The sequence below is a fragment of the Natronococcus sp. A-GB1 genome (genome assembly GCF_029688845.1).
GTDB lineage: Archaea > Halobacteriota > Halobacteria > Halobacteriales > Natrialbaceae > Natronococcus.
In genome coordinates this window covers 194,529-210,429 of record NZ_JARUKW010000002.1, presented here as the reverse complement: position 1 = coordinate 210,429, position 15,901 = coordinate 194,529, and the positions used below count along the sequence as shown (strand labels likewise).

Below are 15,901 nucleotides of genomic sequence, written 5' to 3'. Positions count from 1 at the left end.
TGGAGTCTGACGTCCCGTTAAGTGAATTTTAGAGGGAAGAGAGATAACGAAAGTTCGGTAGCGGTAGGTATTTGGACGCGACGGCCATCGATCGGTTCGATGGAGTACACGACGCTCGGTTCGACCGGGACGACCGTGAGCAAGATCTGTCTCGGCTGTATGAGCTTCGGCAGCGGTCAGGACTGGATGTTGGACGAAGAGGAGGGACGCGAGCTCCTCGAGCGGGCGATCGACCTGGGGATCAACTTCTTCGACACGGCGAACGTCTACTCGGCGGGCGAGAGCGAGATGATTCTCGGCGACGTGCTGGCCGACTACGACCGCGACGAGTTCGTCGTCGCCTCGAAGGTCCGGTTTCCGGGCGCGAACGACCACCGCAACGCCGAGGGTCTCTCGCGGAAGACGATCGAGCAGGAGCTCGAGGCCTCCCTCGACCGTCTCGGGCTGGACACCCTCGACCTCTACCAGATCCACCGCTGGGATTACGACACGCCGATCGAGACGACGATGCGCGCGCTCGACGACGCCGTCCGCCGCGGGCAGGTCCGTCACCTCGGGGCGTCCTCGATGTGGGCCCACCAGTTCCTCGAGGCCCGGCGGGTGAGCGAACGGGAGGGACTGGCCCCGTTCGAGACCATGCAAAACCTCTACCACCTGGCCTACCGCGAGGAGGAACGCGAGATGTTCCCCGTCTGTGACGCCTACGACGTCGCCACGATGCCCTGGAGTCCCCTCGGCGCTGGCTACCTCGCCCGGCCACACGACGAGTTTCGGACGACGACGCGGGCAGACCACGAGGTCGAGAACGCAGGCGTCCCCTACCACGAGTTCCCGGCAAGCGAGGAGATCAACGAACGGGTGGGGGAGCTCGCCGACGAGTACGGCGTCACGATGGCCCAGATCGCGCTAGCCTGGCAGTTCGAGAACGACAACACAACCGCACCGATCGTCGGCACCTCGAGCGTCGAGCACCTGGAGGAGGCCGTGGAGGCGCTCGAAATTTCGCTTTCGGATTCGGATGTCGAGTACCTCGAGGAGCCGTACGAGCCAGTGCCGGTCTACGGCCACGACTGACTCGTTACCCTCGGCCGCGCCCTGCCGGTCGCGGTCAACGAGAGGGCCGGTTCGGTCCGCCGTCCGCTGCGAGTCGTTTCGCCTGGATCTCTTCGACGTACGTGAGGAAATTGTCGAACAGCCGTTTTGCCTCGCAGGCCGCGTCGTAGTTTCCGGCGTGGATCCCCTCGAGAACAGCGTCGATACGCTCCTCGGGGAGCTGATCGGACTTTCCCGCGGTGACCGATTCGGCCGTCTTCATGTCGTACTCCGGATGAAACTGCACGGCGAAGACGCGATCCTTTCGGAAGCCGTGGATCCCGTACTCGTTTCTCGCGAACACCGTCGCACCCGGCGGCTCCTCGCAGACGTGGTCGGAGTGGGTGGTAAAGACGGTCATCGTTCGGTCGACGCCCTCGAGAAGGCGATTCGCACCGTCCTGTTCGACCATCCGGTACCCGATCTCGTACTCGCCCATGGCTTTGACGCGGCCCCCCATCACGTCCGCGAGGAGTTGGTGCCCGTAACAGACGCCAAGCGCCGGCAACCCGGCCCGGATCGCATCGCCAGTCCAGGACTTCAGTCGGCCGATCCACTCCCGGTCCCAGTAGACCGACGCTCGCGAACCGGTGACGACGAATCCGTCGTACCGGAAGTCGTCGGGAAACTCGCCGGACGGGCAGTGAAACTCCGTCAACTCGGCGTCGAGCTCCCGGCGGAAGTTTCGTCGTGTATCGGTCGCCTCGTGAGCCGCGTTCAACAGTGCGAGTTGTATCTCTCCCATCCGTTCTCACCGGGAGTTGGGCCGAAACGAACTCTCGTCGCTGCTCGGATGCGCTTGCCCGTCGCTCGCCGTCGAAGGAGCGCCCCGAGACAAATCCTGCTCGAGGCGGTCGGCATACTGGATCCGAAGCGTTCGCGTCTCGGAACGTGTCGGCTCCGCCGTCGCGAGGAGGTCGTGGGAGAGCGGGTCGTACGCCGACACGTCGAATCCCATTCGTCCCAGGTAGGATCGTACCATGCTCGATGACAGTCCGTCCCGGATGGCGGTGTCGACGGATGATCTCAGCGCCTCGAACTCCGGAAGAACAATCGAGTCGCTCGTCACGCGCCCGGTCTCACCCTCGATACGGACGTCGACCTCGGTAGCGTGTCCGACGATGCCGGCGATTTCGTCGGCGAGTCGAACGACCTGGCTCGGGAGGGCAGTGTCGGGTGAGCGCCATTCGACGGTCGAGAACCGATCGCGAAGTTTGACCGGCGTCCAGGCCGTTCCCTCCGGCTCGAAGTGCGACTGGACGTATTGCTGGTCGAAACCGGAAATCACGGCTTCCGTCAGGAACTCCTCGTAGCAGCGGTCCACGCGCCTCGCCCACGTTTTCCTGTCAGCGGCGTACGGCCACAGCTCCCCCTGATGGGCGAGAGCAGCGTAGGCCAGCCGGCGGTACAGCTGTGATCTCGCACCGGCAGCCAGCTTCGTTCCGCCGAAGTACGGCGAGGAGTTGACCAGCGCCAGCGCGGGATCGAGTGCGATGAGCGTGTTCAACTGATCGATCTCGCGACCAGGCTGCTGTTCGATGTGGATGTGCGTTCCGGCGCAGTGTCGGACGTACTCGAAGTTCTCGCCGAGGACGCGGTCCTGAATCCGCGTGCGCTCGTTCGGACGGTCCTCGATCGGGCCGTGGTGGATCGGGGTGGCAAGCGGGACGAGTCGCTTCCCTTGCTCCTCTGCCCGACGGAGAACGCGACCCAGCCGACCGAACAGCTCGTCGCGGAGTTCGTCCGTCGACTCACACGGCGTCGTCTTGATCTCGAGTAGCGGCGCGACGAACTCCTCTTCGACGCCCGGGGAGGCCTCGAGGAGGTCTCCCGGTTCGGTCAGTCGGCCGCGCTCGTCGATCACCCAGTACTCGATCTCGACGCTTCGTCGGATCGGCCCGCCCTCGTTCGTGAATTCGGTTTCAGTATCGAGTGTGACAACCATCTCTCAACCCCGGAAGACGCGTCTCGTTCGATCGCCGCATCGCATCGGTCGGTGCTGAATCCAGGTAGCCGAGCCCAGACCGATCGAACCGTCCGTTCCGTCTCTTCGCCAGCGGCAAATCGGCGGGCCCGCACCCCGGTCAGGACGCCTGTGCGTGCTTTTCACATGCTCGAGAACCCATCCTGTGTAATAACCGTTGTGTACACACAGTATAGATATACCTTATACATTGACTGAATGGGCAATTACTTGCGAATAGAGAAAAAATTTCGACAGACACTTGGCGTTATAGTTTTACTATATACAATAGTCAGGTATCACATAGAACGGGCCGCGGCACCAAAACCCGTTCAGGAGGAGGTCGTCTCGACGGTCCAACCGGGATCCCGCCCCGTCTGCTCGATCCGATCGGATCGACAGGCCGGACAGTAGTCAGGGGTCGAGGATTCACTTCGGGGAACGTAGACCGCGCCGCTACACTCCACGCAGGCGTCGGGAGCGACCGTTACGCAGTCCGCACAGACGTTGAAATCGTCGACTGTGAGTCCGCGCAGGGTCTCGAGTTGTTTGTCCAGGATGTACTCGTCGATAATCGCCTGACAGTTCTGGCACGGTTGCATATCGATACCCCTGTCACTGGGTAACAATAGTACAAAATACTATCGGCCGACCGCAGTACGAGACGACCTTCGAGAGGTAACTCCGCTCGGACGGTTTACTGTGATCAGTTACGGCGCAGCCGCGATCCGGCAGCGGTTGTGCCGGGACATCGGTACAGCAATCCGTATCAGGCATCCGGGTACTCGAGCTCGAGGGTCTCCCCATCGTCGGGGACGAAGACTTCGCCCGCGAAGATCTCACGGGCCTCCTCGAGGTGGGCCGAGACGTCGCCGGCGTACCGCGACGAGAGGTGCATCAGCGCCAGCCGCTTCGCGCCGGCTCGGTTGGCGATCTCGGCGGCCTGACGCGCCGTCGAGTGGGCGGTGTCGGCGGCGCGGTCGGCGCGGTCGTCCGCGAACGTCGCGTCGTGGATCAGCAGGTCGGGATCGTCGGCGGCCTCGATCGTCGCGGCCGTCGGTCGGGTGTCGCCGGTGTAGACGATCGCGCGACCGGGGCGGGGGTCGCCGACGACCTGTTCGGGGTCGACGACGGTGCCGTCCTCGAGCTCGACGGACTCGCCCTCGTGGAGTCTCGAAAACTTCGGCCCGACGGGAACGCCGAGCTCCTCGGCGCGCTCCCGGTCGAACCGGCCCTTGCGGTCGTCCTCGACAAGCGCGTAGCCGACCGACCGAGTGTCGTGGTCGGTCGCGAACGCGCGAACCTCGAACTCGTCAGCGCGGTAGGCGACGTCGCCACCTCCGGCCTCGTTGATCCGCACCGGAAACGAAGGGCGATTGCCAAGTGCGTGGACCAGCGACTCGAGGTCGCGTCGGGTACCTCGGGGGCCGTGGATCGCCAGGGCATCCTCGCGGTCGTTGAAGTCCATCGTCTGGAGCAGGCCGGGAATCCCCAGGACGTGATCGCCGTGGAGGTGCGTGACGAAGATGTGCGCGATCGAAAACCCCGTGCCGAAGCGCATCATCTGGCGCTGGGTTCCCTCGGCGGCGTCGAACAGCAGCCCCTCGCCCTCGCGGGCGACGAAGATCCCGCTCGGATTCCGCTCGGTCGTCGGAACGGCCCCGCCGGTCCCCAGAAACGTCACGCGCAGTGGCATCACTGCGTGTTCGACGCGCTGAGACTAAACCGCCTTCGGATCCAACGCCAACCGATTCGCACGCGAACGACGGTCGGTCCGTTCCGGCGCGGCGAACGGACTGTGCGTTTTACGTTCCTGTAGCTCTAACGTGTCGAACAACACCATCCCCAAATGAGTTCGAGACCGACGTTCGGAACTATTAAACGAGTTGCCGCCATCCTGATTGCGATCACAGTGGTCCTCGCGGCCGGTATCGTCGTTGGTCAGGCCCCTGTCATCTTCGGCGTCGACGACGAGCCATCTGCCTCGATCGCGTTCGAGGACCAGGAGAGCGACGGCGTGAGCGTCACCATCGACGAGGTTACGCTCTCGGACGGCGGCTTCGTCGTCATCACCGGCGCGGGCGACGAATCCCTCGCCGTCTCGACGTACCTCGAGGACGGAACACACGAAAACCTCACCGTCGAGAGCGAGGAGAACGAGACCGATCTCGTCGGTCAGTTGACCGCGACGGTTCACCAGGATACCACCGGCGACGAGACGTTCACGTACTACGAGACCGAGGGCGAGGAGGACCAGCCCTACCTCGATGACGGCTACCCGGTTAGCGACACCGCATCGGTGACCCCGGACGACGAGGAGGCGGTCTCGGACTCGTTCGTCGTCGAATCGATGACCGCGCCAGAGTCGGCGACGACCAACGAGACGATCGGAGTCGTCGCGGAGGTTCGAAACCCGACGGAGTTCGACCAGCAACAGGTCGTCGAGTTCCGGCTGAACGGAACCGTCCTCGAGCGGCAGATCCTCGAGCTCGACGGCGGCGAGGACCGCGAGGTCAGCTTCGAGGTCGACCTGAGCGGGACACCGCCCGGAACCCAGTCGATTGGCGTCTACACCGACGACGACGGCGAGGTCGGCGAGATCGACCTCGAGTTCCACACCGATCCGTCGGTTTCGGTCGTCGACGCCGACACCGACGAGGTGACCGTCGACGTCGCCACGCCCGAGGACGGGTTCGTCGCAATCGAGGACGACGACGAGGTGCTCGGAACCAGCGACGAACTCGAGGCCGGCGAACACGAGAACGTCAGCGTCGCGTTCGACGACGACGTCACCGTCGACGAGGACGACGAGCTCACGGCCGTCGTCTACGAGGGCGAGCCCGACGACGTCGAGTCGGCGGAGCCGCTCGAGCACGACGGCGAACCAGTCGAGGAGACGTTCACTATCGCCGACGTCGAAGCCGAGGACGAGTCGAACGACGAGGATGACGACGATGATAACGAGGACGACGGCGACGACGAGTAACGCGGCGTCCAACCGACCGATTCTTACCGCCCTCTCCCCTACCGGCGAGCGATGGACGCGCCGCTGTGGACCGACACCCACGCCCCGGAGCTGGCCGAGTTGCCACAGGACGACGCTCGCGAGTACCTAGAGCGAGCCGTCGAGGAGCCGCTGAACCTCGTCCTGCAGGGACCGCCCGGCAGCGGCAAGACCGCGGCGGCGCGCGCGCTCGCTCGAGAAGCGCACGAGGACCCCGACAACGATCTGGTCGAGATCAACGTTGCCGACTTCTTCGGCCGAACGAAGACTGAGATCAAGAACGACCCCCGGTTCGCCTCGTTTCTGACCGGTCGGTCGTCGATGTCCAAACGCGACATGATCAACCGCGTGCTCAAGGAGTCCGCAAGCTACGCGCCAGTCACCGGCGAGTACAAGACGATCCTGCTCGACAACGCCGAGGACGTCCGTGAGGACTTCCAGCAGGCGCTTCGCCGGATCATGGAACAACACCACCGGACGACACAGTTCGTCATCGCGACCCGCCAGCCGACGAAGCTCATTCCGCCGATCCGCTCGCGGTGTTTCCCCGTTTCGGTGCGGGCGCCGACCAGCGAGGAGACCGTCGCGGTCCTCGAGCGAATCGTCGACGCGGAGGGGGTCGACTACGACGCCGAGGGCCTCGAGTTCGTCGCCGGCTACGCGAACGGCAACCTGCGACAGGCGATCCTCGCAGCCCAGACCACCGTCGAGGATGCGGGCGAGCTGACGATGAGCGCGGCCTACGAGACGATCGGCGAGGTCGGCCTCGAGGACGAGGTCGAGGGGATGCTCGACGACGCCGAACGCGGCGACTTCACGGACGCGCGGAAGACCCTGGACAACCTGCTCGTCGACGAGGGACTCGACGGCGAGGAGGTACTGGATCTCGTTCTCGAGATCGCACGAAAACGCTACCAGGGCGAGAAGCTCGCCCGTACCCACCGACTCGCCGCCGACGTCGAGTTCGAGATGCACGAGGGAACGAGCGACCGGATCCACGTCTCGCATCTGCTCGCAGAGCTGGGACGGGACGCCTGATCAGTCGGCTTCCCGATCTCGTGCCTGGCGCTCGAGTTCGGCCATCGCGTCCGGTTTGATGACGTACAGGAGTCCAATAAGCAGACAGATCGCTCCCGCGACGAACGGATTCCGTCGTCCCGCCGCCTCCCAGTATCCAGCGGTATACAGTCCGATAATTCCGATGCCGACGGCCGAAACGACGACGCCGAAGACCCGCCCCGAGAGGGAAATAAAGCGCGAGAGGATCAGTGCGAGTGCGAGCAGGATCCCGGCACCGAGTACGACGACGAACTCGCGGTCCAACCACTGGCTGTCTGGCGCGAGCGCCGCCAGGATCCCGACGGTGATGCCGAGACAGGCGAGCAATGCCAGCCCGGACAGCGCGTTTCGATCGCGCCACCGCGTCTTCGAGACGTAGAGGTAGCCAAGCAAGAGACACAGGACGGCGATTCCACCGACTCCCTGCAGCACCGCTCGAGTCGACGTCGCGTCCTCGAGGGTCCGGTAGGTCATCCCGAGGAGGATCACCGCGACCAGCCCGTAACACACGAGCCGAAACCAGCGGGGCCACGGCGGAGCCGGTGTTCCGCGATCCATACGGACTGACCCAATGGAACTGTCAAAAATGTGCCTGTAGCGTCCCGTTTCGGACGGGTTTATTCGTCCCGTCGCGTACCCCTCGAGCATGGCGTCACTCCTCGACACTCGCATCGAGAACCGGTTCCGTGTCCAGCCCAACCACGCGAACAACAACAACACGCTCCACGGTGGGAACCTGATGAAGTGGCTCGACGAGACCGCCGCGATGTCGGCGATGCGCTTTGCCGGCGAAACCTGCGTCACCGCCCGCGTGAACGAACTCGACTTCGAGCGGCCGATCAGGATCGGCGACATCGCGCTGGTCGAGGCCTACGTCTACGACGCGGGCCGCACGAGCGTCCACGTCGCGCTGCGGGCCTGGCGCGAGGAGCCGCGCACCGGCGAGGTCGAGAAGACGACCGAGTCCTCCTTTACGTTCGTCGCGATCGATAGCGAGGGGAAGTCGGTGCCGGTCCCTGAACTCTCCGTCGAGAGCGAGAAGGGCAAGCAGTTGCAAGAACGAGCGCTGAAAGCCGACTGAATCGGTCCAGTGGTGAGTCACTCTGACAGTAAGCACAATTATATGATTTCAACGAAAACTTCATCGGCGTGAAAAAGATCGCGCTCCTCCCCGGCTTGCTAGGTGAGCTCGACTCGGACAGTGCGGACGAACCACAGATGAGCTACGCTGTCGCAACCGAACACGGCAGGTATCGGCACGTCGTCTTTTCGGGCAACACCCACGAAGAGGGGACCCTCCGCGAGCAGGCGCGGACGATCCTCGAGTACTTCGAAGAGGGCCTGGCAGCGTTTGGCGGCGGCATAAATGACGTGATCGAATCGCGCTGGTACGTCCGTGAGGATGAACTCTCCCGCGAGGGACAGGTGGCGCTCCACGAGGTCAGATCCGAGTTCTTCGAGCGACCGCACTACCCTGCGAGTACGATGATCGGGGTGGCATCGCTGCTCGACGATGCACTGGTCGAGATCGAACTGATCGCGAAAATTCCAGACGACGAGTGGGAGGTCGAGACGATAGACCTCGACGATGTCGACGTGTAACCGGCGCATCAGTCGTTCGTTGTCGGAAACCCCTCGTCGATCCGCGGTCCGACCACGTGCTGAGAAAAACCGAGTGCGTTCTCAGCGAGTTCGCTCGAAGAACGCCTCGAGAACGGGCTCGACCTCCGCTACGGTTCGGTACTCGGCCACCTCGATGGCGTCGTTGCCCCGTACCATCGCCGACAGATCGTGTTCGCCCTCTGGACGGTAGAGCGCAAGTACGGGCATCTCCCAAGCGACGGCCCGCCCGAGTTCGTAGCCGACGCCGAGACTCGGCTTCGTCACCTCGGCGACCACGACGTCGGCCTGCCGGAGCCAGGCGACGTCCTGATCGTGGATGTCGCCATCCGTGAGCCCGACGTCGGCCTGTTCGGCCTCGACGTCCTCGGTTCCGACGTGTTCGGTGAGAACCGTTCCGTGCTGCTCGAGGAAGTCGATAAGTTCGGCGTACAGATCGACGTCGTCCCGACCGCCGCGGATGGAGCCGCTGAAGAAGATCTCCATACGGGACCGTGGCGGTATCGGGTCTTAACAGTCTCCTATCGTGACTCGTGGGGATCGAAACGGGTCGACCGGTCTCGAACGGCCGTCACTCGAGCACCAGCACGTACCGCGTCAGCGACCGGTGGACGCGGCGTTCGAACGCGGCCTCGAGCTCCCAGCCGGCCTCGCGAGCTTCCGCGGCCCACGAGCGGTCCGCGACGACGACAGCCCGAGAGGCGACCCGCCGAGTTTCGGCGAGCGCACCGGAAACGAGGTCCTCGAGGCGGTGAGTATCGATCTTCGACTGGCGACCGTAGGGGGCGTCGAAGACGACGCCGTCGACCGCATCGTCGGCGATCGGCAACCGAGTGGCGTCGCCGCGACCGACGTGCCACGAACCGCGTTCGGTGCCCGTCGGCGACGGCCCGTCGCGCTCGAGGAAGTGCTCGAGGTTCGTCCGCGCACCGCGGGCCATCTTCGCCTGAGCGTCGGTGCCGACGACGTCGGCGCCGACCAGCCCCGCCTCGACCAGCACGCCACCCGTGCCACACATCGGGTCCAGAATCGTCGCGCCAGATCGGGCACCGGCGACGTTCGCGACCGCGCGGGCCAGCAGCGGATCCATGCTCCCGGGCTGGAAGAAGGGTTTGTCGGTGGGCGCACGGGTCCCGAAGTCTCGGACGCTCTCGGCCGCGAGCCAGCCGAGCGCACAGACCGAGACTCGCTCGCCTCGCGGTTCGCCGCCCTCGTCGTCGAGAGCCGAGAGCAGGTCGCCGCGGCCGTCCCCGTCGCGCTCGAGCCGTCCCTCGGAGAACGCCACCCGCAGGACGTGATCGGGATCCTCGAGGTCGACCTCGAAGCCGCGGTCGACCAGGACCTGACCGAGTTCGCGCTCCGCGCGGTCGGTCGCGACGCCCGCCGAGCCGTGGACGTCGGTCGCGCGCACCGCGACCGTTCCCGACCGGTCGATCGGCGCGGCCTCGAGCAACACCGTCGCACTGGCGAGGTCGGCGTCGGTCCGGCCCAGCAGCGCGCTCGCGCGGTGCGTGTAGGCCAGTCCGCGGATGCGCTCGGGAACGACGGCGTTCGCAACGGCGAGCCCGGGCGCAACCGGGCGGACGTCAGCCGCGGCGCTTTCGGCCTCGCGGGTTGCGAACGCGTCGTCCTCGCCACCGAGCTCGAGGAAGTACACGTCGGATCATCGCTCCGGCTCGAGTATCAGGGTACCGTTTTCCTCAGCCAACGCTCGGGTGACGATCACAGCATCGCCGCCGAACCGGCAGAAGGCGGCCGAGCGACACTGATCCCGGTTTCGAACCGATCGATATAAACCGGACATATCAGGTGCCGGTACCAACCTTTATAAACCTTAAATACGTCTTTTTAAGCGACTTATGACGGATCCGAAGGACACCATCAACATCGAAAACGTGGTGGCGTCGACCGGCATCGGACAGGAGCTCGATCTGCAGAGCGTCGCGATGGACCTCGAGGGGGCCGACTACGACCCCGAGCAGTTCCCCGGTCTCGTCTACCGCACGCAAAATCCCAAGTCCGCTGCACTGATCTTCCGCTCCGGGAAGATCGTCTGTACCGGTGCCAAAAGCACCGACGACGTCCACGAGAGCCTCCGTATCGTCTTCGACAAGCTCCGGGAGCTCCAGATTCAGGTCAACGAGGACCCCGAGATCGTCGTCCAGAACATCGTGACGAGCGCGGACCTCGGACGCAACCTCAACCTGAACGCGATCGCGATCGGGCTGGGTCTCGAGAACATCGAGTACGAGCCAGAGCAGTTCCCCGGTCTCGTCTACCGGCTCGACGAACCAGAGGTCGTCGCCCTGCTGTTCGGCTCCGGGAAGCTCGTCATCACCGGCGGGAAGAAGCCCAAGGACGCCGAACACGCCGTCGACAAGATCGTCTCGCGCCTCGAGGACCTCGGCCTACTCGAGTAACGCGTTTCGAAACCGATTCTCGCGAACGACAGTCCGCTCAGAGAATCGTTCGTACTGACCGTTCACGACGACGTCACCGAAGGCCGTCCGTTCGAACCGGCAACCGATACAACCCACCCGTCGATCGCCGCGAACGGACCGGTAATCCCGGTTTAACTCCTACATAGCCACGAGCGACGGGTTCGATCCGATCGTTCGCGCGAGTTGAAGACCGTTTATTCCGCTTCGGATCGCAGAGACTGGTCTGAACCGGCGCTGACGGTTCGAAACGACCGACCGCGTTTATTCGGGATCCGTGAGTCTCTACCGACGATGACGATCCATCCGGACCGAACGGCCGTCTCCGAGGGGTTCAGTGGCGAAAGCGTCCGCCTCCGCGCCATCTCCCGGGGAGAGTTCGGTCGCGTGCTGGCGAACGATCGTCGGCGCGAGGTGCTCAGGTACCTGCTCGCCTCCGACGAACCGATTACGGTCCAGCGCCTCGTCGGCTGGCTGGCCGATACCGAGGACGAGACGACCGCCCTGACGACGATCCACGAACTGCGCCAGCGAGTCCACGTCGCGTTGTGTCGCACCCACCTCCCGCTGCTCGAGCGCTACGGGATCGTCGAGTACGACCGCGAGCGCGGGCTCGTCTCGCCCGCGGCGAACCTCTCCGAGTTCGAGTCGCTGCTCGAGGACGTCGACCTCGATCTCGAGCGACCCTGGTAGTGGAGGGGTTGAGCCGTCGTCCTTCGTTTCTCGAGGGAAGCGTATCCTTTTGGGGCTATAGGGTCCCCGGCGCGGTGGCACGCACCGAGTCACACCCGAAATAGAAATCTGTCGGCGAAGGCATGGCAGTCCTCGATGGTAGTACGAGTCGTGTCCGCGAGCAGTTGCTCCGGTACGGCAGCTAGATCAGCCATCGCTCACAAGACTGTGTATCACAGTGGTGTCGCTGGGCCGATGGCTCCCGCAATAAAGACATCCGCAACGAACAGCACGAATCCGAACCACGGCTGAAACGTGTGTTCCGGCGCGGTGATACAGGCGTGAACGTAGGCGGCTAAGCTAACGACCAAACTGATAGACCCGTTCATATTGATAAAATGCTACTGAATTGATGTTCTGATGGCCGTCGGCGGTCGATACACTCCAACACGGAGCTTGACTCGAGGCGACACTAGCTATCAAGCAGTCGATAAAGCCGTTTGGCCATCAGTACGCTGGAACGCCACGAACAACGACTTAAAACGCTCGAGCCCCTACTCCACGAGCCGTTCGATCTCCGTGACGAGAATATCGCTCGCGCCGGCCGCTTTGACGTCGGTGATCGTCTCGAAGACGTCCCGCTCGTCGACGACGGCGTGGACCGCCAGCATCCCGTCGCCGTTGTCGTCGGCGATGTCCATGATCGTCGGCCCGCCGAGACCGGGAATTACCTCGCGGACGTCCCCGAGCCGATCCTCGGGAACGTTCATCATCAGGTAGCGTTTCCCCTCGGCGTGTTTGACCGACGACAGCGCCGTGCGGACCTCCTGCACTTTCGGATCGTCGACGACGTCCTCGCGGGCGAACAGCCGCACCGAACTCGAGAGCACCTCCTCGACGATCGCCAGCCGGTTCATCTTCAGGGTCGTCCCAGTGCTCGTGATGTCGACGATGGCGTCGGCCATCTCGACGTGGGGCGTGAGTTCGGTCGCGCCCGATACCTCGACGATGTCGGGCTCGACGCCGGCGTCGGCGAAGAACTCGCGGGTGATGTTCGGGAACTCGGTGGCGACGGTCTTGCCGGCCAGATCCGCGACGGCTTCGATCTCGCCGTCCTCGGGCGCCGCGAGCACGAGCCGGCAGCGACCGAACTCGAGGTCGAGCAGTTCGGCGACGGTGTCGACGCCGGCCTCGCGGACCTGGTCGTAACCCGTCACCCCCATCTCGGCCGCGCCGTCGGCGACGTACTCGGGGATGTCGGCCGCGCGGGCGAACAGCACCGAGACATCGGGGTCGACGGTGTCCGCGTACAGCTTCCGTTCGGCACCGTTCTCGAGGTGCAGCCCCGCCCGCTCTAAGAGGTCGATGGTCGGCTCGTGCAGGCGGCCCTTGTTGGGAACGGCGATTCGCATTTACCGGCGGTTCGGGTTCGGGAGGGAACTGCTTTTCCATGTGACGCCGACGAGACCGTTTTCCCGCGTCGAACCGTGCCAGTGGATCGCGCCGTCGCGTATCTAGCGGTGACAACAGCCAAAACGATCAGGTGTGGCGACGGCGTAGCCTCGGATCTATGGGCAAACGCGCGGACGGCAGCGATCCACGAGTGGCATCCGACGGACCCCGTCCCCCGCCATCCGGGTTCGTCGAGAAGGCGACCGTCGCCGACGGCACCCTCCGCGACGAGTTCGATCGCAAGTGGCCGGGCTGCTGGGAGCACGCCGCCGCCCTCCTCGAGTGGGACGAGCCGTACGACGACGTCCTCGAGGACGACGACGCGCCCTTCTACCACTGGTTCGTCGGCGGGCGACTGAACGCCGCAAAAAACTGCGTCGACCGCCACGTCGCGGCCGGGCGGAAGAACCAGGTTGCGCTCCGGTGGGAAGGGGCTCGCGGCGAGCGCCGGACGTACACTTATCTTGACCTCCAGCGGGAAGTGCAGGCCGTCGCGGCCGCATTGTGCGACCTCGGTGTCGCAGCGGACGACGTCGTCACCCTCTACCTGCCGACGCTGCCGGAGCTTCCGATCGCGATGTTGGCCTGTGCCCGGATCGGTGCCCGGCACAATGTCGTCTTCGCAGGGTTCGCACCCGACGCGCTGCGCGAGCGGATGGACGGAGCCAACTCGAGCGCGCTGATCACCTGCGACGGCTACGTCCGTCGGGGAACGGCGATCGGCCAGAAGCGGAAAGCGGACGCCGCGTTGACGGCGCTATCCGGATCGGACTCGAGGTCGGAACAAATCCCGACGGTCGTCGTCGACCGTCTGGGCAAAAGCCACGAGACCCAGCTGGGCGAGGAACAGTACGCCTACGACAGCCTCGTCGAGCGCTTCGATGGGGCCGAGGTGCCGCCCGTCTCGCGGGCGGCAACCGCACCGCTCTTTCACATTCACACCTCGGGAACCACCGGCAAACCGGAGCGGATGACCCACGCGATCGGTGGTTACCTCGCCGGCGCCGCGTGGACGAGCCGGACGGTCTTCGACCTCTCTGTGGGGGACACCCACTGGTGTACGGCCGACATCGGATGGATCACCGGCCACTCCTACGTCGTCTACGGGCCGCTCTCGAGGGGCGCGACGGTCGTACTTACGGAGGGGACGCTGCGCTACCCGGACCGACACCGCCCCTGGGAGGTAATCGAACGCAACGGTGTCGAGGTGTTCTACACCACGCCAGGGGTGATCCGGACCTTCCGGAAGTGGGGCGAACGGTTCCCGAAGAGCCACGATCTCTCGTCGCTACGCCTGCTCGGCAGCGTCGGCGAGCCGATCGGAGCCGACACCTGGGAGTGGTACTACGAACACGTCGGGCGCGAGGAGTGTCCGATCGTCGACACCTGGTGGCAGACCGAAACCGGGAGCGTCCTGCTCTCGACGCTGCCGGCCGTCGACGAGATGAAACCCGGTGCCGTCGGGCCTCCGCTGCCCGGCATCGAAGCCGCCGTCGTCGACGAGCACGGTCGGGAGCTTCCGCCGGGCGAGCCCGGCTATCTCACGATCACGCGACCCTGGCCGTCGATGCTCGTACCCTACGACGACGACCCATACTGGCTGCTCGCGGAGTACTGGGAGCAGTTCTCCGACCGCCGGGCCGACACCTGGCGGTACGTCACCGGCGACCGCGCCGTCGTCGATGAGGACGGCTACGTCACCGTCACCGGCCGCGCCGACGACGTCATCACGCTCGGCAACCGCCGGCTCGGCACCGCCGAACTCGAGGCTGCGATCACTGCCGTCGAGGGCGTCACCGAGGGAGCCGCGATCGCGGGCGGGGACTGCGGGACGGAGCTCTACATCTTCGCGACGGCCGAGCGCGGCCAGCCCGAAGACGACGAGTTGCGAGCGGCAATCGCCAACGCGGTCGCCGACCGGATCGGGGAGTTCGCCAGGCCCGCGGCCGTGGCGTTTACGCCCGAACTCCCCGAAACGCACACTGGAAAGACCATGTACCGCGTTCTCGAGGACGTGATCGGCGAGAGCAGCCTCGAGGACGCCGACAGTTCGTCCCTTCGGAACCCGGAGATCGTCGGCGAGCTCTCGGCGCTGTGGAACGGCGAGTAGCGCGGATAGAGCGAACAATTCCGACGGCTGCGAATCAGAGAACGAGCTCCGCCCGCCGAAACAGTTGCGCGTTGATCGCCACGGTCACCGTACTTGCGGACATCAGCACCGCGCCGACAGCCAGCGAGAGCAGGATGCCGATCGGCGCCAGCACGCCGGCCGCAAGCGGCAACGCGAACACGTTGTACCCCGCGGCCCAGGCGATGGTCTCCTGCATCTTCCGGTAGCTCTTCCGACTCAGGCGCGCGAGCCGGGCGACATCCTAGAGATCGTTCGACTCCCGTCCTCGAGGACGCCGTCGGCGGGAACGTTCGAGCCGGGTCGGACGAGCACGAGGTCGTCCTCCTCGAGGTTGGCGGTCGGAACCATCTCGGTTTCGCCCCCTTCGGTGATCCGCTCGGCGTTCGAACAGCCGCCGTCGCTTCTCGACCGTTCGGCTCGAAAGAGGGGCGACGCACGGTGTGCCTCGAGGAGGGGCGGTCTCCCGAGAG

At 64.9% G+C, this 15,901-nt stretch carries 17 protein-coding genes and 1 pseudogene; 8 read left to right on the top strand and 10 right to left on the bottom strand.

Features of this window, described 5'->3' with window-relative positions; translation table 11 throughout:
• Positions 1-99: 99 nt before the first annotated feature.
• A complete protein-coding gene (locus QA600_RS03720) occupies positions 100-1,074 on the top strand; it encodes an aldo/keto reductase (protein WP_278290611.1) in 975 nt (324 codons plus the stop codon).
• A gap of 34 nt (positions 1,075-1,108) precedes the next feature.
• Here QA600_RS03720 and QA600_RS03715 read toward each other — a convergent pair whose 3' ends face one another.
• The 4 genes from QA600_RS03715 to rnz form a co-directional block, all read right to left on the bottom strand.
• Complete coding sequence (locus tag QA600_RS03715; protein WP_278290610.1) at positions 1,109-1,837, bottom strand: type 1 glutamine amidotransferase; 729 nt, start codon at positions 1,835-1,837, stop codon at positions 1,109-1,111.
• Positions 1,838-1,843: 6 nt separating this feature from the next.
• The gene (locus QA600_RS03710) at positions 1,844-3,037 is read right to left on the bottom strand and encodes a glutamate-cysteine ligase family protein (RefSeq protein ID WP_278290609.1); all 1,194 of its coding nucleotides are present in this window, start codon (positions 3,035-3,037) and stop codon (positions 1,844-1,846) included.
• A gap of 350 nt (positions 3,038-3,387) precedes the next feature.
• On the bottom strand, positions 3,388-3,657 hold the full coding sequence (locus QA600_RS03705; protein WP_278290608.1) for a hypothetical protein: 270 nt from the start codon (positions 3,655-3,657) through the stop codon (positions 3,388-3,390).
• A gap of 167 nt (positions 3,658-3,824) precedes the next feature.
• Complete coding sequence (gene rnz / locus QA600_RS03700; protein WP_278290607.1) at positions 3,825-4,751, bottom strand: ribonuclease Z; 927 nt, start codon at positions 4,749-4,751, stop codon at positions 3,825-3,827.
• 153 nt (positions 4,752-4,904) lie between these two features.
• On the opposite strand from rnz, the gene QA600_RS03695 reads away from it, so the two are divergent.
• Entirely contained in the window at positions 4,905-6,041 is a 1,137-nt protein-coding gene (locus tag QA600_RS03695; RefSeq protein ID WP_278290606.1) for a DUF4179 domain-containing protein, read from the top strand.
• A gap of 51 nt (positions 6,042-6,092) precedes the next feature.
• The gene (locus tag QA600_RS03690; protein WP_278290605.1) at positions 6,093-7,097 is read left to right on the top strand and encodes an AAA family ATPase; all 1,005 of its coding nucleotides are present in this window, start codon (positions 6,093-6,095) and stop codon (positions 7,095-7,097) included.
• Here QA600_RS03690 and QA600_RS03685 read toward each other — a convergent pair whose 3' ends face one another.
• Positions 7,098-7,676, bottom strand: a complete 579-nt coding sequence (locus QA600_RS03685; protein WP_278290604.1) for a hypothetical protein — start codon at positions 7,674-7,676, stop codon at positions 7,098-7,100.
• 88 nt (positions 7,677-7,764) lie between these two features.
• Here QA600_RS03685 and QA600_RS03680 point away from each other — a divergent pair, with 88 nt between their 5' ends.
• The gene (locus tag QA600_RS03680; protein ID WP_278290603.1) at positions 7,765-8,199 is read left to right on the top strand and encodes an acyl-CoA thioesterase; all 435 of its coding nucleotides are present in this window, start codon (positions 7,765-7,767) and stop codon (positions 8,197-8,199) included.
• A gap of 68 nt (positions 8,200-8,267) precedes the next feature.
• Positions 8,268-8,720: a RidA family protein gene (locus tag QA600_RS03675; RefSeq protein WP_278290602.1), complete on the top strand. Its 453-nt coding sequence runs from the start codon at positions 8,268-8,270 to the stop codon at positions 8,718-8,720.
• 81 nt (positions 8,721-8,801) lie between these two features.
• On the opposite strand, the gene QA600_RS03670 is transcribed toward QA600_RS03675, so the two are convergent.
• Both QA600_RS03670 and QA600_RS03665 read right to left on the bottom strand, forming a co-directional pair.
• On the bottom strand, positions 8,802-9,224 hold the full coding sequence (locus tag QA600_RS03670; RefSeq protein WP_278290601.1) for a nucleoside 2-deoxyribosyltransferase: 423 nt from the start codon (positions 9,222-9,224) through the stop codon (positions 8,802-8,804).
• Positions 9,225-9,309: 85 nt separating this feature from the next.
• On the bottom strand, positions 9,310-10,395 hold the full coding sequence (locus QA600_RS03665; RefSeq protein ID WP_278290600.1) for a TIGR01177 family methyltransferase: 1,086 nt from the start codon (positions 10,393-10,395) through the stop codon (positions 9,310-9,312).
• 202 nt (positions 10,396-10,597) lie between these two features.
• Here QA600_RS03665 and QA600_RS03660 point away from each other — a divergent pair, with 202 nt between their 5' ends.
• Complete coding sequence (locus QA600_RS03660; protein WP_005554970.1) at positions 10,598-11,158, top strand: TATA-box-binding protein; 561 nt, start codon at positions 10,598-10,600, stop codon at positions 11,156-11,158.
• Positions 11,159-11,470: 312 nt separating this feature from the next.
• Positions 11,471-11,869, top strand: a complete 399-nt coding sequence (locus QA600_RS03655) for a hypothetical protein (protein WP_278290599.1) — start codon at positions 11,471-11,473, stop codon at positions 11,867-11,869.
• A gap of 533 nt (positions 11,870-12,402) precedes the next feature.
• On the opposite strand, the gene hisG is transcribed toward QA600_RS03655, so the two are convergent.
• The gene (gene hisG, locus QA600_RS03650) at positions 12,403-13,260 is read right to left on the bottom strand and encodes an ATP phosphoribosyltransferase (RefSeq protein ID WP_278290598.1); all 858 of its coding nucleotides are present in this window, start codon (positions 13,258-13,260) and stop codon (positions 12,403-12,405) included.
• Positions 13,261-13,418: 158 nt separating this feature from the next.
• Here hisG and QA600_RS03645 point away from each other — a divergent pair, with 158 nt between their 5' ends.
• The gene (locus QA600_RS03645) at positions 13,419-15,410 is read left to right on the top strand and encodes an acetate--CoA ligase (protein WP_278290597.1); all 1,992 of its coding nucleotides are present in this window, start codon (positions 13,419-13,421) and stop codon (positions 15,408-15,410) included.
• Between the two features lie 34 nt (positions 15,411-15,444).
• Here the strand turns inward: QA600_RS03645 and QA600_RS03640 are convergent.
• Both QA600_RS03640 and QA600_RS03635 read right to left on the bottom strand, forming a co-directional pair.
• Positions 15,445-15,672, bottom strand: a pseudogene (locus QA600_RS03640) (heavy metal translocating P-type ATPase); the annotation flags it as partial.
• The gene (locus QA600_RS03635; RefSeq protein ID WP_278290762.1) at positions 15,648-15,779 is read right to left on the bottom strand and encodes a hypothetical protein; all 132 of its coding nucleotides are present in this window, start codon (positions 15,777-15,779) and stop codon (positions 15,648-15,650) included. The pseudogene QA600_RS03640 and the gene QA600_RS03635, both read right to left, overlap by 25 nt.
• Between the last annotated feature and the right edge of the window lie 122 nt (positions 15,780-15,901).